The 20,185-nt window shown below is 63.0% G+C and carries 23 protein-coding genes; 12 read left to right on the top strand and 11 right to left on the bottom strand.

What is annotated here, in order from left to right; genetic code table 11:
* Positions 1–152: 152 nt before the first annotated feature.
* The gene (locus J8F10_RS23065) at positions 153–1,049 is read left to right on the top strand and encodes a DUF1559 domain-containing protein (RefSeq protein ID WP_210657852.1); all 897 of its coding nucleotides are present in this window, start codon (positions 153–155) and stop codon (positions 1,047–1,049) included.
* 115 nt (positions 1,050–1,164) lie between these two features.
* Here J8F10_RS23065 and J8F10_RS23060 read toward each other — a convergent pair whose 3' ends face one another.
* Positions 1,165–2,130, bottom strand: coding sequence for a hypothetical protein (locus J8F10_RS23060; protein WP_210657850.1), 966 nt, complete (start codon positions 2,128–2,130; stop codon positions 1,165–1,167).
* A gap of 64 nt (positions 2,131–2,194) precedes the next feature.
* On the bottom strand, positions 2,195–2,545 hold the full coding sequence (locus tag J8F10_RS23055; protein ID WP_210657848.1) for a YceK/YidQ family lipoprotein: 351 nt from the start codon (positions 2,543–2,545) through the stop codon (positions 2,195–2,197).
* 78 nt (positions 2,546–2,623) lie between these two features.
* Between J8F10_RS23055 and J8F10_RS23050 the strand changes: the two genes are divergently transcribed.
* Complete coding sequence (locus J8F10_RS23050) at positions 2,624–4,288, top strand: amidase (RefSeq protein WP_210657846.1); 1,665 nt, start codon at positions 2,624–2,626, stop codon at positions 4,286–4,288.
* A gap of 170 nt (positions 4,289–4,458) precedes the next feature.
* On the top strand, positions 4,459–5,004 hold the full coding sequence (locus J8F10_RS23045; protein ID WP_210657844.1) for a hypothetical protein: 546 nt from the start codon (positions 4,459–4,461) through the stop codon (positions 5,002–5,004).
* A 3-nt stretch (positions 5,005–5,007) separates the two neighbouring features.
* Here J8F10_RS23045 and J8F10_RS23040 read toward each other — a convergent pair whose 3' ends face one another.
* From J8F10_RS23040 to J8F10_RS23030, 3 genes are all read right to left on the bottom strand, one after another.
* Complete coding sequence (locus tag J8F10_RS23040; RefSeq protein ID WP_210657842.1) at positions 5,008–5,820, bottom strand: ABC transporter permease; 813 nt, start codon at positions 5,818–5,820, stop codon at positions 5,008–5,010.
* Positions 5,821–5,914: 94 nt separating this feature from the next.
* The gene (locus tag J8F10_RS23035; RefSeq protein WP_052561085.1) at positions 5,915–6,919 is read right to left on the bottom strand and encodes an ABC transporter ATP-binding protein; all 1,005 of its coding nucleotides are present in this window, start codon (positions 6,917–6,919) and stop codon (positions 5,915–5,917) included.
* A gap of 393 nt (positions 6,920–7,312) precedes the next feature.
* On the bottom strand, positions 7,313–7,669 hold the full coding sequence (locus J8F10_RS23030) for a 2Fe-2S iron-sulfur cluster-binding protein (protein WP_210657840.1): 357 nt from the start codon (positions 7,667–7,669) through the stop codon (positions 7,313–7,315).
* Positions 7,670–7,809: 140 nt separating this feature from the next.
* Here J8F10_RS23030 and J8F10_RS23025 point away from each other — a divergent pair, with 140 nt between their 5' ends.
* Both J8F10_RS23025 and J8F10_RS23020 read left to right on the top strand, forming a co-directional pair.
* Complete coding sequence (locus J8F10_RS23025) at positions 7,810–8,781, top strand: ABC transporter ATP-binding protein (RefSeq protein WP_210657838.1); 972 nt, start codon at positions 7,810–7,812, stop codon at positions 8,779–8,781.
* A 3-nt stretch (positions 8,782–8,784) separates the two neighbouring features.
* The gene (locus J8F10_RS23020; RefSeq protein WP_210657836.1) at positions 8,785–10,188 is read left to right on the top strand and encodes an ABC transporter permease; all 1,404 of its coding nucleotides are present in this window, start codon (positions 8,785–8,787) and stop codon (positions 10,186–10,188) included.
* 55 nt (positions 10,189–10,243) lie between these two features.
* Here J8F10_RS23020 and J8F10_RS23015 read toward each other — a convergent pair whose 3' ends face one another.
* Positions 10,244–10,927 (bottom strand): 5-oxoprolinase subunit B family protein, encoded by a 684-nt coding sequence (locus J8F10_RS23015; RefSeq protein ID WP_210657834.1) that lies wholly within the window; start codon positions 10,925–10,927, stop codon positions 10,244–10,246.
* Between the two features lie 107 nt (positions 10,928–11,034).
* On the bottom strand, positions 11,035–12,240 hold the full coding sequence (locus J8F10_RS23010; RefSeq protein WP_210657832.1) for a DUF6807 family protein: 1,206 nt from the start codon (positions 12,238–12,240) through the stop codon (positions 11,035–11,037).
* Positions 12,241–12,322: 82 nt separating this feature from the next.
* Between J8F10_RS23010 and J8F10_RS23005 the strand changes: the two genes are divergently transcribed.
* On the top strand, positions 12,323–12,670 hold the full coding sequence (locus J8F10_RS23005) for a 4a-hydroxytetrahydrobiopterin dehydratase (RefSeq protein WP_210657830.1): 348 nt from the start codon (positions 12,323–12,325) through the stop codon (positions 12,668–12,670).
* 25 nt (positions 12,671–12,695) lie between these two features.
* The gene (pyrE, locus tag J8F10_RS23000) at positions 12,696–13,244 is read left to right on the top strand and encodes an orotate phosphoribosyltransferase (RefSeq protein WP_210657828.1); all 549 of its coding nucleotides are present in this window, start codon (positions 12,696–12,698) and stop codon (positions 13,242–13,244) included.
* Between the two features lie 378 nt (positions 13,245–13,622).
* On the opposite strand, the gene J8F10_RS22995 is transcribed toward pyrE, so the two are convergent.
* Complete coding sequence (locus tag J8F10_RS22995; protein WP_210657826.1) at positions 13,623–14,846, bottom strand: DUF697 domain-containing protein; 1,224 nt, start codon at positions 14,844–14,846, stop codon at positions 13,623–13,625.
* Between the two features lie 123 nt (positions 14,847–14,969).
* Between J8F10_RS22995 and J8F10_RS22990 the strand changes: the two genes are divergently transcribed.
* The 4 genes from J8F10_RS22990 to J8F10_RS22975 are packed head-to-tail and all read left to right on the top strand — an operon-like array spanning position 14,970 to position 17,089.
* Positions 14,970–15,599 carry a DUF6580 family putative transport protein gene (locus J8F10_RS22990; RefSeq protein WP_210657824.1) on the top strand — a complete coding sequence of 210 codons (630 nt, stop codon included), beginning with the start codon at positions 14,970–14,972 and terminating at the stop codon, positions 15,597–15,599.
* Positions 15,596–15,886, top strand: coding sequence for a YciI family protein (locus J8F10_RS22985; RefSeq protein ID WP_210657822.1), 291 nt, complete (start codon positions 15,596–15,598; stop codon positions 15,884–15,886). The genes J8F10_RS22990 and J8F10_RS22985 overlap by 4 nt, the downstream gene beginning before the upstream one ends.
* 57 nt (positions 15,887–15,943) lie before the next feature.
* Positions 15,944–16,738 carry a hypothetical protein gene (locus J8F10_RS39210; protein WP_246523524.1) on the top strand — a complete coding sequence of 265 codons (795 nt, stop codon included), beginning with the start codon at positions 15,944–15,946 and terminating at the stop codon, positions 16,736–16,738.
* Positions 16,739–16,741: 3 nt separating this feature from the next.
* On the top strand, positions 16,742–17,089 hold the full coding sequence (locus J8F10_RS22975; protein ID WP_210657820.1) for a hypothetical protein: 348 nt from the start codon (positions 16,742–16,744) through the stop codon (positions 17,087–17,089).
* Between the two features lie 133 nt (positions 17,090–17,222).
* On the opposite strand, the gene dps is transcribed toward J8F10_RS22975, so the two are convergent.
* A complete protein-coding gene (dps, locus tag J8F10_RS22970) occupies positions 17,223–17,741 on the bottom strand; it encodes a DNA starvation/stationary phase protection protein Dps (RefSeq protein WP_210657818.1) in 519 nt (172 codons plus the stop codon).
* A 129-nt stretch (positions 17,742–17,870) separates the two neighbouring features.
* On the bottom strand, positions 17,871–18,794 hold the full coding sequence (locus tag J8F10_RS22965) for a hypothetical protein (RefSeq protein ID WP_210657816.1): 924 nt from the start codon (positions 18,792–18,794) through the stop codon (positions 17,871–17,873).
* A gap of 369 nt (positions 18,795–19,163) precedes the next feature.
* On the opposite strand from J8F10_RS22965, the gene J8F10_RS22960 reads away from it, so the two are divergent.
* Positions 19,164–19,517, top strand: coding sequence for a hypothetical protein (locus J8F10_RS22960; RefSeq protein ID WP_210657814.1), 354 nt, complete (start codon positions 19,164–19,166; stop codon positions 19,515–19,517).
* 83 nt (positions 19,518–19,600) lie between these two features.
* Here J8F10_RS22960 and J8F10_RS22955 read toward each other — a convergent pair whose 3' ends face one another.
* A complete protein-coding gene (locus J8F10_RS22955) occupies positions 19,601–20,161 on the bottom strand; it encodes a hypothetical protein (RefSeq protein ID WP_210657812.1) in 561 nt (186 codons plus the stop codon).
* Between the last annotated feature and the right edge of the window lie 24 nt (positions 20,162–20,185).

Below are 20,185 nucleotides of genomic sequence, written 5' to 3'. Positions count from 1 at the left end.
GCACTGCGCATCACGGCCGTATCAGCCTGGTCGCCTTCACATTTTCAACACGTGATATTCATCGAATATCAATGAGACTTTCTTACCCGTGGCGGTAAGAATTCTACACCTCTTCAGTTCTCATTCGATCCCGATTCCGAACAAGGTGCTTCATGCTCCAGCGCCCGCGTCGCGCTTTTACACTCATTGAATTGCTGGTGGTGATCGCGATCATTGCCATCCTCATTGGGCTGCTTCTCCCCGCGGTGCAGAAAGTGCGCGAGGCCGCGGCCCGCATGAGCTGCCAGAACAATTTGAAGCAGTTCGGACTGGCGATCCACAACTTTGAAAGCTCGAACGGATTCTTGCCTCCCAGCCGGACGACCGTTCCGGCCAAGCGGTCGTGGACGACGCTCGGGCTGCCCTACGTCGAACAGGACAACGTCGCTAAGCAGTGGGATCTGAACGTGGCGTGGAACAGTGGGACAAACGCGGTCGTGTCGCAGACCTCGTTCAAACTGTTCAAGTGCCCGTCGGCCCCGGACAGTCGGCGCGCCACGAGCCTCGGCACGTTGGGCGCTGGGGACTACGGCTCGGTCAACGAGGTGAAGCCCGACTTCTGGCCCGCCAACGGGCTGACGTATCCCGGGGCGGGCGCGGCGGTCGGCGTGCTGGAAAAAGAAACAGCGTCGAACTTCCCCCTGCGGGTCCGGATCACCGCGATCACCGACGGAACGTCGAACACGATCATGCTCGCGGAGGACGCCGGGCGCCCGAACGTGTTCATCCTGGGCAAGGACCAGGGAACCAACACGGCCGACGGGTGGGGGTGGGCGGACCCGGACACGGGGTTCAGCATCAGTGGGGTGACGAGCGGCACGAACAAGACGCCCGGTACCTGCGTCGTTAACTGCACAAACGACAGTGAAATGTACAGCTTCCACACGGGCGGGGCGAACGTGGTTCTGGCGGACGGGAGCGTGCGGTTCGTTCGGTCGTCGGTTTCGCCGGTCACACTCGCCTACGCCTGTACGCGCGCCGGCGGCGAGGTTCTGAGCAACGATTGGTAACCCATTTGTTCTTCGCTCACCCCGGTTACGGTGCCCCACGAGTCGCCGTAATCGGGTCACGTTTTTGCGCTATTTCGGTTGCCAGCACTTCGACTTCTGGCACGAATCACCGAACTCAGTTCCGCCCCCGCACGGCATCGAGCGCCCAGCACCCGGGAACGTGCAGGTGCGGCTCGCGACAGTGGCGCAACAGTTCCTCATCGCAACAACCCGCGTCTTCGAGTGCGTCACTCAGAATGGGCAAATCGGTGAAGTCACCGCTCGTCGCGATTCGTTCCGCGATGTGGTGGACCGCGCCGTGATTCCACTGAAGCCACCCGGGGTCGATCACGGGCGGGCTAAACGGATTGCCGAACACTTCGCGCACCAGATCACAAGCCCGTGCGGTCAGTTCGGCCATCTGCTGTTGGGTGTGCTCGTCGACGAGGCGGTACGCTTGTGTTATTGCGGCCGTGGTATCTGTGATCCCGGACCACGTCGCACGAACTGCCTCTTGGCGATCTGGGGACACACGCGACACAATTTCGTCCCGGAGCTGTTGAGCCGACAGGTTTGGAGCTGGTTTGGGAGGCACAGGAGCACCCAACAATCGCCTGAACCAGCCGGGCACCGCGGGTTGCCGCCCGGGGACGAGGCGCGCGGTTAGTGCCCGTACCTCGGTAGCCGTATCCGTCCGGGTGCGATATTCGACTTGAGAGAATGCCGAGTCGAATACCACGTTCACGTCCGCCGCGCGGATCTGTGATAGCGCGCCCAATCGGTGTTCCAAAACGCGCAGCCAAGTGCCGTTAGCTGAAAGCCCCGAGCGCGATGACGGGCCGGAGATTTGCGGGATCGCACGCTGAATCACATCCCGCCAGATGTGCGTCTGAACGCCCTTGCGGGGCTGCGCGACCGCGAACCGTTCGATTTCCGTAAGAACCCGGTTCGCGATCCCGGTCTGCGGACCGGGCATCAGGTGACGGACTGCGGCGCACACAAGAAGCAGATACTTGCGGCCGTTGGGTCGAATCCGCGACAGTTTCAGGAGGTACCGCGGGTTCGTTGTGGTGCGCCAACTTTCTTCGTGTGAAGCACCCATCGAAGTGTCCCGAACCTCGGTTTCCCGTGCGACAAACACGGGACACGCGGCGCGGGAGTTTGGTTCAGGGGGCGGTCGGTGGCTTGTCGGTTGCGGGAGCGTCGGTGCGCGGTTCGTTCTGGCTTACTGGCGTCTCGTCTTTCGGGAAGTAGTAGTCGCTGATCCCGCGAACGATCGCGAGCGAAACGGTAACCGGCAGAGCGACCGTATCGCCGACCGCGGAAAGCCCCAGATCGGTGGTCCAGAAGGGTAGCATCAAGGCGACCGCAATGGGGTCTTCGTTGAACCGGTTCGCCGCGATCTGTACCCCGCCATAGGGCTTCGTCTGACCCTTGTAGCCGCGCGTGAAATTCTCCACAGTGCCACAACCGGCGAGCACGAACGCGAGCGCTGCAATCGCGGGAATCCGCAGCATACTCAACTCGCAACTGAGGTAGAATCGTCGGGCGAATACCATTCACACTCCGCGTCGTCAATCAAGGAAAGGCCCCAAATGTCACCCGACGTTTCGCGCCGCGAACTCTTCGCCACCGTTGCCGCGGTCGGCGTTGGTAGCGCCACGTTCCAGCGCGCGGTCGCGGCCACCGCAGCGCAACCGAAGATCGAAACGGTCACTGCAGAAATGGTGCAGAACGCGGAATGGGTTGCCGGCGTCACACTCACGGACGCGGAACGAAAGACCGTAGCCAGCGCGCTTACCAACACACTGCGGAGCGTCTCGGCGTTCAACAAACTCGACCTCGGGAACGCGGTTCCGCCCGCCATTCACTTCAACGCGGTCCCGTGGGAATCGCCCTCGAAAGACGGGCGCGGGAAGACCGAGCTTCGCGCACGCCCCGCCGTACCGAAGAAGCCCGACACCGACGATGACCTCGCGTTCTTACCACTCGCAACACTGGCGGAACTGATTCGCCTGAAGAAAATCACTTCCGCCGATCTCACGAAGATCTATCTCGCGCGGCTGAAGAAATACAATCCGGCGCTCTTATGTGCCGTCTCGCTTACGGAAGAACTCGCACTGAAGCAGGCGGCGGAAGCTGACAGGGAGATTGCCGCGGGGAAGTACCGCGGAGCGCTCCACGGCATCCCGTGGGCCGCAAAAGACCTGATCGCGTACCCTGGTTATCCGACCACATGGGGCGCGGGGCATTTCCAAGAACAAAAGCTCGACGAGAAGGCGACGGTCGCCGCGCGCCTGGACGATGCGGGGGCGGTGCTGGCGTGTAAATCGACGCTCGGCTCGCTCGCGTGGGGCGATATTTGGTTCGGCGGCACCACCCGCAACCCGTGGAACATCAAACAGGGGAGCAGCGGGTCGTCCGCGGGGACCGCGTCGAGCGTTGCGGCGGGGCTGGTCGGGTTCGGGTTGGGCAGCGAAACGCTCGGCAGCATCGTTTCGCCGAGCACGCGGTGCGGCGTGACCGGGTTGCGCCCGACGTTCGGGCGCGTGAGCCGGCACGGGTGCATGGCGCTGTGCTGGTCGCTCGACAAGATCGGCCCGATGTGCCGCAGCGCCGAGGACTGCGCACTGGTGTTCGGGGCGATCCACGGCTTCGACGGCAAGGACGCGACCGCCCAGGACCGGCCGTTTAACTGGCCCTCGCAAGTGAATCTGAAAGAACTGAATGTGGGCTTCGTTGAGGGCAATTTGTCCGAAACGGACCTGAAGGTGCTCAAGGAATTGGGTGCGAAGATGGTGCCGATCAAGTTGCCGCAACAGGCCGCGGGACAGATCGTGAGCATGATTCTGGACGTGGAAGCAGCGACGGCGTTCGACGACATCACCCGCGCGGACGTGAAGGAGGGCATCGGCCTGTGGCCGAACACGTTCCGCCGCGGGCGGTTCGTGTCGGCCGTCGATTACCTCAAAGCGCAACGTGCGCGCACGCTCCTGATGCGCGAGATGGCGAAAGTGATGGAGAAGGTCGATCTGTACGCCGGCGGAAACGATCTGCAAATCACGAACCTGACCGGGCACCCAACTGTCTGCTTGCCGAACGGCTTCCGCGGCAACTCACCCACGGCGCTCACCTTCACGGGCCGGCTCTTCGGCGAAAGCACACTGCTCGCGGTCGCCCAAGCCTACCAGGAGGCCACCGGCCACCACCTCAAACGCCCGCCGCAAGATACATGGGTCGCTGAGAAGAAAGACAAGTAAGACAGTTGAGGGTGCGACCGCCGGCACTCGATGCGGTTCGCGCGGTTGCGCCGATTTCACCGGCGCACTGTACTGCTGCCCGCCCCGGCCGGGTGCGAAAACTAGATAAGCCGCGCAAGAAGTGCCGATCCCGTTGACACACCTGGATGTGTCAACGCGGAGATATGGCAATGACATGGAACATTCGCCGGGCGGCCGTCCCCGGCTTCGCGGGTCTCGCGGTACTTGCGGGCGTGTTGGCCGCAGTACCGGCTGCTGCAGCTAGCGATGCCCCGGCAATCGCCCCGCGGCGCGAGATGAGCGATTTGGTGCGGATGCCCAAGAGTGAATTGGAGGCACTGTACCTCGCCTCTCCTCCTGCTTCGGCGCCGAGCGGATTCGTGCCCGGCCGGGCGATCAAGTCACCCGGTTCGCGCCTCACCGTGCCGAACTCTCGTATCACGCGCCTCGCGTGGCAGGGGAAAATCTTCCGCAACGACGGCACCATGATTAACCGCGTCTTCGGCGGCGCGAAGGCGATTCCGGCCGACGTGTACCAAGGCGAAAGTCTGCTCGACGGGCAACCGTCACTGATCCTGGATTACTCGCGCTCGAAGCTCTGGCCCGACGTGCGCGACGAAGTGCGGGAGGTCGAACCGGGCCTGTACCTCGGCGTGATGTACAAGGGCAAGCCGGCCCAACAGAAGATGTTCTTCACTCTCGATGCGCGGAAGTGATCCTTACACGTCGCGCTTGCTGAACCCGAACAAGCCCACGGTGGCCGCTGCTGTGCATAGCACGAACGACGTTATGAGTAGTTGCGTGAGTGCCGCGGGGTTGTACTGCCCCTGGAGGACGAACTTCAGGCGGGCCAGTTGCCGCTCCGGTGAGGGCCACGGTTCGGGCATCAGCGTGAGCAGGAACCCGGCACCGTACAGCACGAGCCAGAACACCGTGATGCCCAGCATCGTGCTGTTCGCCAGTGCCCCGATGGTCACGCCCCACGACACGATCACCGCGAGGATCGCACACACGACCAGCACCGCGGCGCACGAACCACCGAACGAAAGGTCGGTTTGCGAGTCGTCTTTGAAGAGGAAGTAGCTCGCCAGAACCACCCCGAGCGCGAGCACCGCGAACGTCGCCGTGACGACTACTAACCGCGCGTGCCACTTCGCCAGGAAATACTGGTACCGGCTGATTCCGCGACTCAGCACCGAATCGGCCACCGTTCCGCGCTCGGAACTGACGCTCGACACCGCCAGCACCACCACGAGCGCGAGGCTCCCCAAAATCATGAGGCGAAACAGGTCGCCGGTTTGGGCCGCGGCACTCTGGAACATGCCGGCCTCTTTGTGGAGCCCGACGCGATAGAGCAACAGCCCCGCCGCCGCGAGTACCATCGTCACCACCCAAAGGCGGTAGATCCAACTGCGCGCGGTTTGCCGCAGGTCGGTTTGGAACACGGCCCAGTACGGTAAGAACTTGTTGAACCGCACCGTGACGACCGGCGGTGGCGCGTCCATCTTCTTTCGTCCTTTATCCTTCGACATTGGTCGCCAGTCCTTCGTCGTTCGTCATGCGGTCGAACACGGGGTAAAGTGATTCACGAGAAAACGACAAAGGCTGAGGGCCAACGACCAATAACTACGCCGCTTCTACGTCCTTGTACAAGCGCGCGAACCCGCGACTCTCTTCTCGCTCGACCAGATCCAAATAAGCCTGCTCCGTCTGCATCCCGACACTGCGCACGGTAATCAGCGTGATCTTGTGGTCCGCGAGCGTCTGGAAGATTTGGGCCAGAACGAGGGCGTTGGGCGTTTCGTCCCCGAGCTTCACTTCCAATCGGCGGAGCCGCAGAACCGCGTGCGTCACGTCCTTCATCGCGCGGATCACCTGCACGCTCTTCGTGATCGCCTTCTGTTCGCCGTCCAGATCGAGTTCGTAGTGGTTCTTGCGGATGCGTCCCTTGAGGTCTTGCAGGCTCCCGTGGAAGATCATCTGCCCTTTATTCAGAACGCAGGCGTGATTACACACCTCGTCGACGTCACTCAAGTTGTGGCTGCTGATGATGAGTGTTTTTTCCGCCGCGAGCGACTTGATGAGTTCCAGCATCGACCGGCGTGCCTCGATATCGAGGCCGTGCGTCGGTTCGTCCCAGATCAGGAGATCGGGCTCGTTGATGAGGCTGGCCGCGACCGCGAGCCGGGCCGTCATCCCCGGCGTGAAGTGCGCGATGGAATCGCCGGAGTGCGGCAGCAGGTCCACCGCGCGAATGAGCGTGGCGAGCCGGGGCTTCCGCACGTCCGCGGGCAGCCCGAAGAGGCGCGCGATGTAGTCCAGGTAGACGATCGGCGTCATCCCTTTAGGGAACTGCGGGTTCGTGGGGATGTACCCGATCCGGCGCCGCAAGTCGGCCGCGTTCGGCGACATGGTCTGCTTGAACACCTTCGCCCACCCCGCCGTCGGGCGGTGTAGTCCGAGGATCAGACGCAGGAACGTCGTCTTGCCCGCTCCGTTGGGACCGAGCAGACCGAGGACGCACCCCGGCTCGATGGAGAGGGACACGTCGTTCAGCGCGATCTGCCGGTTTTGGTAGATCTTCGTCAGGTGTTGAGTCTCGACCACCAACTCGGTCGCGTCGTCCGCCACGGTCGCCTCCCCACAAAGACATTCGCACCCATATAGCGCGTATAACCGCGGGGCTTTAACGAATCCAGGGCAGTTGTAAAAGCGACAAACGCGAGTTGGTAAACTGTGCCGACGGGGTGGTGCGAAGGTGATGATGGGAGCGATTGCGCGGGATGAGGCGTCGGTATCCGGGTTTGAAACACCCGGGCTATTTCCGGTGCCCCATTCGGGGACATAAAGGCAACTCTATGGACACGCGCTCGGGTACCTGGGTTTGAAACCCCGGGCTATTCCCGGTGGCCCCGTTGGGGCCGCAAACGCACCCCGGCTTGTGGTTTTTGGACCCCGAATGGGGTCACCGGGAATAGCCCGGGGTTTCAAACCCGGGCACTATTAGGGAGCGTCGCCCTTATTTCATTTCGCGACCCACACCGGCGGTGGCTCGATGGCGTCCGCCGGGCGCGCACCGGAGTTCTTCCGGCCGCTGCCCGCGAACCGGCTCACGCACCGCACGGTCATGTCCGCGGTACACGCGATCTGGCAACTCAGTCGCACGCCGGTCAGTCCCTTCGCGGCCAGGACCGTCTTTTCGGCCTCCGTCATCTGGTCCGGTTCGCCGGCCACGAATTCGACCCGGCACGTCGTACATGCGGCCCTCCCGCCGCAGGCGTGCAACTGATCGACGCCGGCTTCGTCCACGAGCGCGAGTACGAGGCGCTTGTCGGCGGGCACCTCGAACGATCCGACTCCTTCAACGGTCAGTTTGGACATGGCCAGTTACTCCGATTGGAACGACGGGGCGATTCGTATCTACCCAATCCATTGCTCCCACAGGTAATTGTCAATATCTTCTGCGAGACAGCGAATCCGATTCTAACAGGTTCCCAACGACCCCAGCCCCGGAGGCGCCCGTGTCGGTGATCGAGACGGTGGAGCTTCGCAAGTCTTACGGCCGGCTCGAAGCCCTCAAGGGTGTTTCGCTCCGCGTCGAGAAGGGTCAGATCTACGGTCTGCTGGGCCAGAACGGTGCCGGCAAGACCACACTCATCAAGATCCTGCTCGGCATCGTGCGGCTCACCGACGGTGAGGCGTCGCTGCTCGGCGCACCGGCCGGCGCCGCGTCGGCGCGCCGGCGGGTCGGGTACCTGCCCGAGGACCATGCGTTCCCCGGGTACCACACCGGCTATTCGCTGATGGACTTCTACGGCAGCCTCTACGGGATGGCGGCTTCGGAGCGGAAGAAGCGCATCCCCGAGACACTCGAACTGGTCGGGATCGCGGGGCGGATGCACTCCAAGATCAAGGCGTATTCGAAGGGCATGAAACAGCGGCTCGGTATCGCTTGCGCGATGATGCACGAGCCGGACCTGATCGTTCTCGACGAGCCGACCGACGGCGTGGACCCGATGGGCCGGCGCGAGATCCGCGAGGTCATGGCGCAGCTCAAGGCGCGCGGGCACACCATTTTCTTGAATTCGCACCTCCTCGGCGAAGTGGAACTGGTGTGCGACCGCGTCGCGATCCTGCAACAGGGGAAACTGGTCCGCGAGGGAACGATCGCGGAACTGACCCAGACGAAGGGCACGTTCGTCATCGGGCTGATGCCCGGGCAGACGTTCCCGGTGGACGCGGTCATCAAGTTCGGGTTCGCCGTGCGCCCGCTCGCGGACCAGCCGGGGCTGTTCGAGGTCACGCTGTCCGGCGGGCAGACGATCGAGCCGGTAATGAAGCAATTGTTCGAGCGCGGGCTGACTCCGACGCACGTCGTCGAGAAGAAGCAGTCGCTCGAAGACGTGTTCATGACGACCGTGGAAGGGGCCGAACCCGGTGTCGATCGCAAACCGCGGCGCGGGGCCGCCCGCCCGGTCGGGGGGAGGGACTGAGCCGTGTTGCAATTTATCGCCATCCTGAAGGACTCGTTCCGCGAAGCGGTGGACGGGTTCGTCATTTACGCGATGCTCGTGATGTCCGCCCTGGTCATCGCCCTTTTGGGGAGCATCTCCTTCACCCCGGAGCCGCCCAAAGAGGCGCTCGATCAGATCGTCAAGCAGTTCCCCCTGGTGTTCCCGGACAAGGGGCTCAGCCGGGCGATCACCCCGTCGTTCGAGAACTCCTTCAGCGCCGCCGACGTTCAACCGGCCGCGGGCGGGTACAAGTTGCGCGTGGCCGTCAGCGCGCAGCGCAAGGGGGTGAAGGACGATCCGGTGGAGATGGCCGGTGGCAAGTCCGACAAGCCCGCGGGCGACTCGTTCCGCGAAACCGTTCTCCTGTGGAGCCGGCCCGCGGAGCGCGTAAAGGACGTGGAGGCAAAGGGGCAGAAGATCCAGTTGGCCCAACCCGGGAGCACCTCGATTGCGGACCAGCGCGCGGTTCCCGACGATTTGCTATGTGACTTCATCAAGAACCAGTTCGCGATCCACGCGGGCATGAGCGCGACTGTTACGCGCGTGATGGCCGGGGTGGAGGAGCCGCGGTACGAGTTCGACGTCACCACCACCGGGGGCAGCGCCGTTCGCGGGTGGCCGCACAAGGTCAGCCTGTTCTTCGGGGCCTGGACTCTGCCCGTCCCGTTCAACCTGGGCTCGACACTGTTCTGGATTCAGGACCGGCTGGTGAACGGCCTCGGTGCGGTACTCGCGCTGCTCATCAGCATCGTCATTACCGCGTTCTTCATCCCGAACATGCTCCGCAAGGGGAGCATCGACCTGCTGATTTCCAAACCCATCGGGCGCAGCCAGTTGCTCGTCTACAAGTACATTGGCGGGCTGACGTTCATGTTCCTGGTTACGACGTTCACGGTCGGCGGCGTGTGGCTCGTTCTCGCGCTACGGAGCGGGGTGTGGGATCCGAAGTTCCTGGTCGTCATCCCCGTGCTGACGTTCACGTTCGCCATCCTGTACGCCGTGTCCACGTTCGCCGCCGTGTTCACGCGCAGCGCGATCGTTTCCATACTGCTCTCGGTCGGGTTCGCGTTCTTCTTGTACGTCGTCGGACAAGTGAAATCCGTCTTCGATGCGATCAAAACCGACGAGAAAACCAAGAACGAGCTTCCGGAGTGGTCGTTCACGCTCGTCGATACGCTGAACAACATCCTGCCGCGCTACAAGGATTTGGACAAACTCACGACCAAGGTGCTCTCGGAAGGTACGCTCACGCCGGCCGAGCTGCGCATGCGGGCGCTCGATTTGATCGACTACCCTTCGTGGGGCGGCACTTTCGGAGTATCGCTGGCCTTCATCGTGCTGATGTTGGCGCTGTCGTGCTGGCGCCTGAGCCGCCGAGATTACTAATCGGTGGGAAATGAGCACGGGCGCCGGGAGCATAAATGGCTCCCGGCGCCCGTGCTCATTTCGTCTCTGTCGAAAGCCGCTCGCCTTCCAGTTCGCGATACCGCTGTTCATCAATTCGCTCGAACCGCACCGCGTCGCCTACGCGGAGCGGGAAGAAACCGCTCGCGACGTCCACGATCGTGAGTGGCGTGCGCCCGATGAGGTTCCACCCCCCCGGGCGCGCGAGCGGGTAAATGCCCGTCTGTCGGGCCGTCAGACCCACGCTTCTGGGTTCCACACGCACACGCGGACTCGGCAAGCGCCCCACGCCACACAATTCTTGCGGCAAGTACCCTAGGTACGGGAACCCTGGCACGAACCCGATCGCGTACACGGTGTAGGTGGTCGCGGTGTGTAGCCGGATGACCTCGTCCGGAGGCAGCCCGGTGTGCTCGGACACGCGCGCTAAATCGAGCTGCATCTCGTAGCAGACGGGAATCGCGAAGTGCCGGGGCGCGAGCGCCGGGGACTGATCGGAAGGTGTGGGCTCGGCACGAACCAGTGCTTCCAACCATGCGATGACGTCCGTTGTGCCGGTTCGGTCCGCGTCGAAGAAGACGCCGACGCTGGCGTAGGCCGGCACCACATCGAACAACCACGCCGGGTTCGCCGCGCGCACGCGGTTCGCGAACTCGACCGCGGTCGGTTCGTCCGCGTGGTGCACCAACACCGCTTGGTCACCGAGGGGCGCGAGTTTCATCCGGCTTCGCTTCGCGGAAGTGGAAATGAACCGTTGGTGTCGCGTGTGGTCGCACAAGCGCCCCGCACGCGACAGCACGAGTAGCCAGAATCAGCGCCGAAGGGTGCTTACTTGGTGGTTTTCGTCTCGGGCGGGTTCACGAACGCATCGGCCAGTGACTTGCAACCGGCCACTGTCATTTCGCCCTCTTGCACCCACACGCGGTACTTCAGCTTGAGCGGCTTCGTGGGCGTCAGTTCGTACTCGAAGTAGTCCCCGAACCGGCCGTAGTCGCGCTCGCTTCCACGGGTCTCTTTTGGATTGTCCGGGTGATTGATGCGGACGACCGTGTAGCGCTTCCCGCCTGTCACGAAGCTGCAAGCGTTCCACGGCAGGTTAATCGTTTTTTCGTCCTTGCTCTTGGGCTCCCAGTTCCGCGTTTCACCGACCTTCCCCTGACCGTCCGGCCGCAGATAGTAGGTGTTCTCCTTGCCGTTCTTGGCAACCTCTTGGTTCGCGCGGAAGTGGAACCCCGCGTGCTGCGGGTCGCCGTCGAGCTTGACCTTATCGAGCTTCGTGGAAAGCACCGTGCTCCAGTCGATGAGCGTGCCGCCGGTGGTCGCGTAGACGGTTACGTCCCGTTCCTCGTTAGCGATCCCGGCCCCGTCCTTGCCGTGCCACGAGATCGCGGACCGGTGCCGACCGAACACTTCGCCCGCTTCGGTCGCGAGCATCTTGTCGTGTTGGGAGAACACGTTGTTCGTGCCGTGCCAGATGTCGGCGGACTGCTTGTCGCCGTAGGTGACCTTGTTGAAGCCGAAGAACAGCCCGCGGTGGTGCGGGAACTGGCCGTCCTTGTCGGTCTTCGCGGACGTGTTGGTGAGCATCGTCCCGCCCGTCGCCGGGTCGTAGACGTTGTGGAACGGCTTGAACGTGTAGTAGTGGTCCTTCGGGTCGTGTGGCAAATTGAAATACTGGAGCACCTTCCGCCCGTCGAACGCGAGTAGTGTCGTGCCGTCCTTCTCCTCGGAGAACTTGAACTGCGGGGGAGCTTTCACGTAGTTCAGCGTCGTCGGGGTGACTTCGATCGTTTCACCGGCCTTGAGCTTCGGCAGCACGAACACGAGCGCCTTGCCGTCGTCGGTAACCTGGGCCGCGGTGTGCAATCCGTCCGGCAGCGTGACCGCGTTCGGTGCGGTGGCTCCGGCCGGGAGCTTCGCGGTAACGACCACGTTCGTGTCGTCCAGTTTGCCGCCTGTCACGACGATCTTCTGGGCGGGCGCGGGGGCAGTAAGTGTGAGCAACAGGGCGAGTGCGGGCAGCGCGCGAATCATGTTGGCACTCGGGGAAGGGGGCGCGGAACGGTTCTTGCGTAAGATAGAACCGGCCTCGCCCCAATTTCGGGAGGGAACACCAATGAGCGTATCCGCCGCCGAGTTGACCGCCAAGAAGTGTACCGCGTGCGAGGGCGATACCCCGGCCTTTACCAAAGATCAAATCACCGAGCACCTCACCGCCGTACCGGAGTGGAAACTCACCGAGGACGGAAAATCGATCCGCCGCAAGTATAAATTCAAAGACTTCGTGACCGCGATGGCGTTCTTGCAGAAGGTCGCGGTGCTGGCCGAAGAGGAAGAGCACCACCCGGACCTACACCTGACCGGGTACAAGAACGTCGCGATCGAACTCAGCACGCACGCCATCGGCGGGCTGTCCGCGAACGACTTCATCGTGGCCGCGAAGATTGACAAACTGCCGGTGTAAGTGATCCCATTATTTTGAGGCACGCATGTCAGCCCGCGATCGACTCAAGGAACTGTTCCGCGAACGCGCCCTCCAGTTCGGCGATTTCACGCTCGCGTCCGGGAAGAAGAGCACCTACTACGTGAACTCGAAGAAGGTGCTCTTCCACGCGGAAGCGATCACGCTCTTAGGCGACCTCCTGTTCGACGCAACGCGCGATCTCGATTTCCAGGCCATCGGCGGGCTGGAAGTCGGCGCGATCCCGATGGCGGCGGCGGCGCTGACGGCGTTCCACCGCAACGGGCGGCATTTGGAGGGTTTCTTCGTCCGCAAGAAGGTGAAGGAGCACGGCGGAAAGGAGCAGCTCGAAGGGCAGGTCAATGCGGGCGACAAGGTGGTCGTGATTGACGACGTACTGACCACCGGCGGGAGCGTGGTTCAGGCGATCGAGGCGGTCGAAGCGAAGGGCGCGACGGTCGCTCGCGTGGTGTGCATCTGCGACCGGCTTCAGGGCGCGCGGGAGGCGCTCGCGAAGTACGACTTCCGCCCGCTGTTCACCATCCGCGACTTCGGTATCGAACCGCCGAAGGCGTGAGGTAGAGAACGCGCCACGGATAAACACAGGTAACGCAGATCAAGACAGAAGGCGGATTGGCCACAAAAGGCACAAAGGGCACAAAAAAGAGATCAGGAGGCAGAGGACAGAGAGCAGCGTTCAAGCAAGAAGGCAGAACCGCGGATCACGCAGATTACGCGGATCAGACACGAGAATGATTTCGAGCCCCGATCGAGTCTCAATCAATGCTTTCGACCGTACTGTCTTCTGCGTTCTATTCTTGATCTCTGCCCTCTGCCTTCTGATCTCTTTTTTGTGCCTTTTGTGCCTTTTTGTGGCCAATCTGCCTTTATTCCTGCCTTCTCGTCTGATCCGCGTTATCTGCGCGATCCGCGGCGCATTCCTTCTTTCCCTCACCTAATCCTTTGTCACTGGGCGCAGGAGTCGCGTTGCGTAGCGGCCGAGGCGGATGAGTAGCACGCGGTTCAGGTAACCCGTCGTCACCTTCGCGCCGACCTTGCCCACGATCTTCCCGACCACGTTTGCACTCACGCCCACGCCGACCGCGTTCATCGCTTCGTTGAACAGTTGGTCGTACTGGTCTTCCGCGAGTTTCTCCCACTCGGTCCCCTGGCCCGCCAGATACGCATTGAAGAACGTGCGCCCCATCAGCACCGCGGTGCCCGCGCGCCCGGCACGCAGGTTGTAAAGCTGGCATAGATCCGAGAGCATCGAGAACGTGTAGAACAGGGTTGCGCCCGAATCGACGACCGTGTTCGGGGCCACGGCCGTTACTACCCAGATGCGGCTCGCCCAGTATTTCGTGCGCCCGTCCGCGGCTTCGTCGATCACGCTCTGAAAGGCATCGCGGAACCGAGCGAACCATTGCTCCGTGGACGCGAACCGATCGTGATCGAGCAGTTCCGTGCGCACCGACTTCAGTCGAGCTATCGCTTCGTCCGTGATGCCGAGCTTCGCGAGCGCCCGGCGGTCCTTCTCGGTATCGATCGGGTACGTTCGGAGATAGGTCTCGATCTGGTTTCGTGCTTCCGTGGACTTGGCCGCGGCGAGCCACCGGAGTCGCGTGCGGTTCGATAACTCTTTGATGCCCTTCACGCGCAATTGTCGGTTCTCGCGGAGCCGAACGTACAGCACCATGAGCCGAATGAACGAGTACAGCACGCACGCGCCGAAGAGCCCGAGGCCGGTATAGCCGACGTACTGTGCCCACTCTGGTTGAGCCGCGAGCGTCTGGAGCAGCGACGCGGTCTGGTTGAACAGGAAGATCCCGATCACGCCGGTCATCCCGAGCATGAACGCGAACGCGAGCGGCGACCCGAACCAGCCCAGCCACCCGAGACCGGTCGGGTCGGAGGCGAGGAGCAACTCGGCCTCTGCAATGTCGCGCGCGGCCTGTTCGTCGTCGAGCAATTTCAGCGCGGCGAGATCGTGCGTAGAAAGCGGTGCGAGGTCGGATGGAACTTGCGGCGGGCGGCCGAGTTCGGTTTCGCCCGGGCGCAATTCCGGGGCCGCTTCGTCTGTTTCTTGGCGAACCACCGGCGGCGACGCGAGGGTCGGTGCAATTGCCGCACGCCCCAAGCCCGGCACGCCGATTCGGAAGTCGTCGTCATCGGACTTCATGAATTGAGCCTCCCTCAATGACCATGACCGCGGGCGGTTCGCGGCGCGGGACCATTGTACCCGACTTGCGGCCGAACCGCGCCGTACCTACATTGAAGCCGACAATCGTATCGGAGAACGCACATGGCCGCGCCAACGCCCCGACCCGCTTCGCCCTACTACAAACCGATGACGCTCGCGCTCGCCGGGGTGGGACTGGCACTCACCGCGCTGCTCACGCTGACGTTCGCTCAGTTGCCCACGGAATACAGCATGTGGAACGCCTCGGTGATCGGGGCACTCGCTCTGTTCACCGCGGGGCGCCTGGGCTTCTGGCCCGGCGTCGGGGTGACCGCCCTGGCCATCGCGCTGAAGGACGTGTGCCTCTATTTCACCGCGGCTTGGTGGCAGCCGTACCCCCTCTCGTGGGTGTACTTCACCGGGTATGTGGTGATGGGCTGGGCGTTCCTCCAGCGGTCCGAGTCGATCAGCCGCATCATGACTGTGGCACTCGGGTCCGGGTTGCTGTTCTTTTTCGCCAGCAACTTCGTGAGCTGGTTGGAAAAAGCGCTACCCCAATACGAGCATTCGCTCGCCGGACTCATTGATTGCTACGTTTCGGCGATTCCGTTCTACCGGGGCACGTTTGTCGGCGACGTCGCGTTCAGCGCGGCGTTTTTCAGTGCCCATGCGGTGCTGAGCCGGGTGTACTTCCCCGCGGAGCGAGTGAACGCCGCCCCTGAACAAGTTGGTGCCACGGAGAACAACTGGTGAAATACGCAGCCCTGATCGAATACAGCCAGGACAAGGCGCTCGTCGAATCGCACCGCCCCGCACACCGGGCGTACCTGACGAGCCTCATCGAGAAGAACCAGCTCTTCGCGTCCGGCCCGACGGAAGACGGATACGGCGCGCTCATCATCTACGAGGCCGATTCACCGGAAGGGGTCGAGGCGCTGATGAAGGCCGACCCGTTCCACGCCGCGGGGGTGTTCCTGAAGTGGACCGTCCGCCCGTGGAAGATGGTGTTCTTCAACGCGAACCTCGCTCCGAAGGCGTGAGCTGCAAGCGGTGAGCGACTGTCCGACCTGAAGGCATTTTCCGAGCCGGGGGCGGATATGGCGAAGAAGCGGAAACCGCGCGTTTCAGCTCAACTCATTGGAGACCAGCAACAAACGATACGTTGCTGGTTCGCCGAAGCGGATTGGATGAGGTGTATTGGAGCACGAGACTTCTACAGCATCCAGCTCAGCTTTCAAAGTCTTATCCTTGATGGCTGTCCGATCGTTACTGATCGCAAGATTTTCCTATACGACATCGCCTGCGCTCGGCATGTTTTACCCCTCCGCGACAATGAACTCCTTCGGCGAACCGTGGAACTTGCAACGGAGGCAGCAGAAGGGACTGAGTGGTTAAAGACCCGTTTCTTATCGACGAGTGGGTCGATTAGGGAAGCGCTCAGAGAGTACGGGCCTCCTCCTGAATGTCTCCCCCGACCGCCGCTGGACGACCTCACACGTGCTGCACTGGAACTCGCTTCAGCCCTGGCCCACCAAGAAAATCCCGGGGCACGTGTCAGGTGGATGGGTGGTGCGGCCGCCGAAGTTGCCTCTGTTGCCTCCGGTGATCCAGGCTCGAACCCGATCGCTGATACACAAATCACGTTTCTGCGCGACGTATTTGAAAATGTAGTTTGGTTAGCGAGTATCAAACGAACTTGGAGCACATCGACAGTTCTCGCTTTGGCGAAGCAGATGTACGACTCGCGTGATTTCAGCGTGATGCCGATTTTGGCAGACGCGCTTCAGGACGCGGGCTGCGACAACGTCAACATTCTGAACCACTGTCGCGACGCCGACCAGATTCACGTGCGCGGGTGCTGGGTCGTTGATCTCCTTTTGGGTAAGAAATAGCCCATGAGTGACATCGAACTGGCCATCACGCGGACCAAGGCACTGGAAGCACTTCTGGAGCAAGCCTTCCACGCGACCGGTAAGGGGCTACACGAGAAAGTGACCAGCGCGCAGAACCGGCTCCCTCAACCCCTGGTGAGGAAGATCCGGTTCGTCGCCACCGTGCGGAATAAAATCGTCCACGAATCGGACTACAAGCACATCGACGACCGCGACGGCTACATCCGCGCCTGTGACGAAGCCGAAGCCGAACTGCGGGCGCTAGCCGCTCCACCGAAGGTCATCAACAAGGGATGTTTCGGGCTGGTGCTATTGGTCGGAGTTGTGGGTGCGGTCTGGCGATTGGTGTGAGTCGCGAAGAGAAAATTCGCCGCGGATGAACACAGATTAGCACAGATCAAAACTGAAAAGACCGAAGACCAATCTGCCTTCGGTCTTGATCCGTGTTATCTGCGTTTATCCGCGGCGGATTTTGCTTTTCCCCCTACCCCTGCAAGTGAGCTTCGAGGAAGTACAGCGACTGGTCGAGGTCGCGTGACACCTGCGTAAACAGGTCGGCCGTGTTCTTGTCGCCCAGTTCGTCCGCGGTGTCGATGGCTTCGCGGGTCGTTTTGCCCAGCGCCGCGAACCGTTCGGCCAGCGCGGTGACGACGTCCAACCCCTTGTGTGTGCCGGACGGGAACTCGGGCACGCGGCTCGATGCCGCGGCTTGGCGCGCGGTACCCGTCGCGACCCCTCCCAGAGCGGTCGTGCGCTCCGCAATCTCATCAATGTGTTCTTCCAAGCCTTCCGCGAGTTCATCGAACAGTTTGTGCAGCGCGATGAAGTTCGGCCCCTTCACGTTCCAGTGGGCGAACTTGGTTTGCGACATCAGGTCGAACGTGTCCGCGAGGTGCTGGTTTAGCAGCGAAATCGCCTTCGTCCGGGTTTCGGCGGCGAGGTCGTTTCGCGTGGGAAAGCTCGTGCCCGCTTCGGCCTTCTTGGTGGCGGTGTTGGCGCTCATGTTCGTCTCCTTCGGTGGCGAGTTTCCGTCCCACAACACGGAAGTGTACCCGATGCGGGGCGGTATCTAACGCACTTTTCGACCGATAGAGAGCAACGGGCGTGCCGATATCGCGGTTCGGCGCCCCCTCTACTTCTGCGGGCTCAGGACGACCACTGGGGGGACCGGCACGGGCGCGAACTGGAACGGGATCACGGGCACCTCACCCAGAAAAGAGGGCGCGGACGCACCCGGCGGCGGGAGAGGTACGTTCGGAGTCGGCGCGGGTGGCACCAGCGTGCCCGGCGGCGCGGGCACGGGCAGCGGGTCCGGTCGTGAAGAGGGCGGCACGGGCAACGGCAGTCGATCCGGTGCGGGGGGCACGGGCAGCGGCGCGAGCTTCGTGTCGCCCGGCAGGGTCGGGGTAAACGGCTTGATGACCGGTAGCTCCGGTTTCGGGAGCGGCGGAACCGGCTTGCCCGAACCTTCCGGGGACCAGGAATCGATCGTGTCGAACTTGCCCGTATTGGTCCCGGGGGCGCTCGGCCCCGAGTGCGGCAGCGGGGCCGGTGTTGGCTTCGAGTTCGGGTTCGACCAGGCCGGCGGCACGTAGGGAACGGTCGGGGTAATCGGAGCCGGGCGGACCGGTTCGGTCGGTAGGGTGATCGGCGCCGGTCGGCGGACGTTCGCGCCCGCGACCTCGCCGCCGTACTGGAAGCCGATGTAGTAGTCGCGGATCAGTCCGCCGTCTTCGGAAGAACTAGAGGTCTTGTTCTGCACGAAACTGGCCGGTGACACGGCCGGCGGTTGGGCGGCCTCACCGCGATCGAGGTAGGCCGCGTAGCCGTCCAGGAACCCGTCCCGGAACTCGGTACTGAAGGCGCGGTCCGTGTGCCGCGCGCCCACCGCCTGCCACGCGGCGCGGGCGTCGCGGCGCTGGTCGCGCTCGATCCCGAGCCGGGTTCGGCTCGGTACGTTATCGTCCGATACGCCGGGTGCGGCGTGACGGAGCGCGCCGCACCCGGCGAGCGCCGGGACGAGCAACCCCGTCCACGCGATCGACTTCCAGCCCATGACAACCTCGTCCGCGGAAGTTTCGGCTCCGGGTGATCGAGTCCCAAATCCGTGACTCGGCGTGCCGCTCGACCCCGAATGCACCCGTTTTTGGGTGAACTTGGACTAGATCGGCCGAACATACCGGCCGTGTTCAGCAGTTGGGTGAAATTCCGCGCCTGCGCCAGTTGCGCGGTTCGCGTCGTGTGCCAGAGTTAACACAGAGAGTGTGGCGGCGCCGGTTGGCGCGGCGGGTATGTACAAGATGTCCCGCAACTCGGCTTGATTCGCTGCCCGCCGATCTCGTCGCGGTCGATGAGTGCGACACCGGTTTGATTCCGGGCACGGTCGAACCGCCCCATTCCCCCCCAAGTTCAAGGAGTCCGCATCGTGGCAAAGGCACCCGCTAAGAAACCCGCACCCGCTAAGAAACCCGCGCCGAAGGCGGCGGTGAAGAAGGCCGCGCCCGCGAAGGCCGCACCGAAACCCGCAGTGAAGAAGGCCGCGCCGAAGGCGGCGGTGAAGAAGGCCGCGCCCGCGAAGGCCGCACCGAAACCCGCAGTGAAGAAGGCGGCCCCCAAAGCCGCGCCGAAAGCCGCGGTGAAGGCCGCCCCCAAGAAGACCGCGACCGCCGCGAGCAAAGTTACCAAGAAGAAGCCCGCCGCCAAGAAGCCGGTCGCGCCGGCCCCCGCGCCCGTGACGACCCCGGAACCGGCGCCCGCGCCGGCCGCCCCGCCCGCGTAAGTTCGCGGAACGGTTGGCAGGTTTCGGACGGGGTGGGCTTCGGCTCACCCTTTTTCATTTTTTGTGATTGGAAGAACTGCGGATCACACCGGCGGTTCGTCGATCGCGGTATCGTCGGCCACGGAGGGGGGCTTCAGCCCGGGGGCACGTGCGTTTAGCTTCTGCTGCCGGTACACGGCTAGGTCGCGCTGCAACTTCACATCGTGGTCGGCCTTCAGCTCTTTGTAACGCGCCATCCAGTATTTCCGCGTGGCCCAGAAGTCGACCACCGCGAGGCACACGGCAACGAACACCAGCCCCATTACGCCGATCCAGTAGAAACCGACCAGCCTCGTGAACTGGCGGTCCGAATCCGAACGCGGCTCGGGATTGGCATCAGGTTCGGCGCCGACCTTGTTCTGGTCCGGGATCGCGTCCATTCGCGCGTCCATACCGGACAGGTAGTAGTTCGCGATCAGTACGCCGAGGAGAACGAGCAACCCGGACGTGGCCGCCCGGCGCCGGGCCTGACCGCGCCGGTACGCGCGGTCTTCGTCCGGGAGGAAGGGCTCGTCCGCCAGCGCACGGAGTGCCTTGCGCTGGCGGATCACTGTGGCCGAGCCGACCAGCACCAGAGCCGCCGCGAGTATCAGGCCGTAAACCACGGGGCACCTGGGACGTAGGGGTGC

Source organism: Gemmata palustris (genome assembly GCF_017939745.1).
GTDB classification, from domain to species: domain Bacteria; phylum Planctomycetota; class Planctomycetia; order Gemmatales; family Gemmataceae; genus Gemmata; species Gemmata palustris.
The sequence above is the reverse complement of the archived record's forward strand: the minus strand, read 5'-3'. Positions and strand labels throughout refer to the sequence as shown.

Bases quoted from the DNA above. Each gene is read 5' to 3' on its own strand.
- J8F10_RS23005 (WP_210657830.1), top strand. From the start codon at position 12,323: ATGAGCGTATCCGCCGCCGAGTTGACCGCCAAGAAGTGTACCGCGTGC.
- dps (WP_210657818.1), bottom strand. From the start codon at position 17,741: ATGAGCGCCAACACCGCCACCAAGAAGGCCGAAGCGGGCACGAGCTTT.
- J8F10_RS23040 (WP_210657842.1), bottom strand. From the start codon at position 5,820: ATGTCGAAGGATAAAGGACGAAAGAAGATGGACGCGCCACCGCCGGTC.
- J8F10_RS23010 (WP_210657832.1), bottom strand. From the start codon at position 12,240: ATGATTCGCGCGCTGCCCGCACTCGCCCTGTTGCTCACACTTACTGCC.
- J8F10_RS22990 (WP_210657824.1), top strand. From the start codon at position 14,970: ATGGCCGCGCCAACGCCCCGACCCGCTTCGCCCTACTACAAACCGATG.
- J8F10_RS39210 (WP_246523524.1), top strand. From the start codon at position 15,944: ATGGCGAAGAAGCGGAAACCGCGCGTTTCAGCTCAACTCATTGGAGAC.
- J8F10_RS23030 (WP_210657840.1), bottom strand. From the start codon at position 7,669: ATGTCCAAACTGACCGTTGAAGGAGTCGGATCGTTCGAGGTGCCCGCC.
- J8F10_RS23050 (WP_210657846.1), top strand. From the start codon at position 2,624: ATGTCACCCGACGTTTCGCGCCGCGAACTCTTCGCCACCGTTGCCGCG.
- J8F10_RS23015 (WP_210657834.1), bottom strand. From the start codon at position 10,927: ATGAAACTCGCGCCCCTCGGTGACCAAGCGGTGTTGGTGCACCACGCG.
- J8F10_RS23055 (WP_210657848.1), bottom strand. From the start codon at position 2,545: ATGCTGCGGATTCCCGCGATTGCAGCGCTCGCGTTCGTGCTCGCCGGT.
- J8F10_RS23045 (WP_210657844.1), top strand. From the start codon at position 4,459: ATGACATGGAACATTCGCCGGGCGGCCGTCCCCGGCTTCGCGGGTCTC.
- J8F10_RS22995 (WP_210657826.1), bottom strand. From the start codon at position 14,846: ATGAAGTCCGATGACGACGACTTCCGAATCGGCGTGCCGGGCTTGGGG.
- pyrE (WP_210657828.1), top strand. From the start codon at position 12,696: ATGTCAGCCCGCGATCGACTCAAGGAACTGTTCCGCGAACGCGCCCTC.
- J8F10_RS23060 (WP_210657850.1), bottom strand. From the start codon at position 2,130: ATGGGTGCTTCACACGAAGAAAGTTGGCGCACCACAACGAACCCGCGG.
- J8F10_RS23065 (WP_210657852.1), top strand. From the start codon at position 153: ATGCTCCAGCGCCCGCGTCGCGCTTTTACACTCATTGAATTGCTGGTG.
- J8F10_RS22965 (WP_210657816.1), bottom strand. From the start codon at position 18,794: ATGGGCTGGAAGTCGATCGCGTGGACGGGGTTGCTCGTCCCGGCGCTC.
- J8F10_RS22975 (WP_210657820.1), top strand. From the start codon at position 16,742: ATGAGTGACATCGAACTGGCCATCACGCGGACCAAGGCACTGGAAGCA.